Genomic DNA, 1,387 nt, shown 5'->3' with positions numbered 1-1,387 from the left:
GCATGGATGAAATCAGTGAAAAGGTAGGTAAGGTTCTCTCTGCCAGTCCCGAGACCCGGGTGTTGATTAAAGGGGATCGCAGGGTTGACTACGGCTCGGTCGTTGAGCTGATGGCCAGGTTACAGGCAGTGGGTGTTAACGATGTGGGATTGATTACAGATCCGGCGTCGCTTAATGAAGGGGCGAAGCGCTGATGACAGTAAGTGTTACCCCCTGGCTTGACTGTCAGACAGAACAAACCATGATCATGGTATTGTGGAACGCAGGACTGTAATGAAGAAGATTCCATTGATCGGTGCTTTATTCAGTCATAAGCTGTTTCAGGGTTATGGATTTGCAGGATTGGTTTCCGTACTGCTGCACGTTCTGATACTGAGTCTTCTGTTCTGGGGTTGGTCCTCTGATGATGAGTTGAGGATCGTACCGCCAAAAAGTATCAAAGCCAGCGTCGTTGAAATTGCTCAGCCAAAGCCCAGACCGCCAGCACCAACCCCCGTCGTTGACAACTCGGCTGAAAAAGCCCGGCTTGCTGAACAAAAGCGCAGGGAAGAAGCCCGCAGGCAGGCCGAAGTCAAAAGACAGAAAGAGCTGGCGCTGAAAAAAGAGCAGGCAGCCAAAGAGAAAGCAAGAAAGGAAAAAGCAGCTCGTAAAGAACGAGAGCGGCAGCAGCGTCTGGCTGAGGAAAAAAAGAAGAAAAAGCAACAGGAGGAGTTGCTCAGGCAGCTCGAGCAGGAACGAATTGCCCGTGAGCAGGCACAGGCCGCAGCCGCCGAACAGGCAGAACAAGAGGCTGGAGAAGTGGCTTACTATTCTGAACTGCTGCAAAGCCTGATTGCCCGGAACTGGAACCGTCCACCCAGTGCCCGTAATAATATGGTAGCGCTGGTTCAGCTCAGTCTGTCTCCTTATGGTGATTTGCTGGAAGTAAGGCTGCTTGAAGGCAGTGGTAATGATGCCTATGATCGTTCTGTCGTACAGGCAATACAGAGGGCTGCGCCTTTTCCTGAATTGAAAAAGATGGAGCGGCGTGTGTTCGATAATAATTTCAAACGCTTTAACTTTAGGTTCAGGCCAGAGGATCTGGTGAGATGAAGCAACTACTGCAATGTTTTTCTGCCAGATTGTCGGGCAGATTGGAAAGTGAACAGGCTGTCTTCAGGGAAGGCATTGATCGTCTTGTTTATTTATTAACCTCTACTGCGATATTTTCATGGTTCCGAAGTAGAGCTTTTTTGAGTTCATGGCTGTTCGTTGTTCTGCTGATGTCAATGCAGAGTGTGCAGGCTATTCTTACGATCGAAGTGACCCAGGGGAATGACAAGGCTGTCAGGGTGGCCACATAACATAAAATCAGATCAGAGACTGCCAGAGACCCTGATGCTGTGGC

At 49.7% G+C, this 1,387-nt stretch carries 3 protein-coding genes; all 3 read left to right on the top strand.

Translation table 11 applies throughout. The annotated features are described in order from the left end of the window. Window positions 1-194, top strand: a 194-nt coding sequence (locus KDK18_RS09520; RefSeq protein WP_257254668.1) for a biopolymer transporter ExbD, incomplete at its 5' end; no start/stop codon positions are given. Window positions 195-273: 79 nt separating this feature from the next. Then, a complete protein-coding gene (locus tag KDK18_RS09515) occupies window positions 274-1,092 on the top strand; it encodes a cell envelope integrity protein TolA (RefSeq protein WP_257254667.1) in 819 nt (272 codons plus the stop codon). After that, the gene (locus KDK18_RS09510; protein WP_257254666.1) at window positions 1,089-1,343 is read left to right on the top strand and encodes a hypothetical protein; all 255 of its coding nucleotides are present in this window, start codon (window positions 1,089-1,091) and stop codon (window positions 1,341-1,343) included. The genes KDK18_RS09515 and KDK18_RS09510 overlap by 4 nt, the downstream gene beginning before the upstream one ends. Window positions 1,344-1,387 lie beyond the last annotated feature (44 nt).

The sequence above is a fragment of the Endozoicomonas sp. SESOKO3 genome (genome assembly GCF_024606255.1).
Note: the sequence above shows the minus strand (reverse complement) of the source record. Positions and strands in the feature narration are given on the sequence as shown.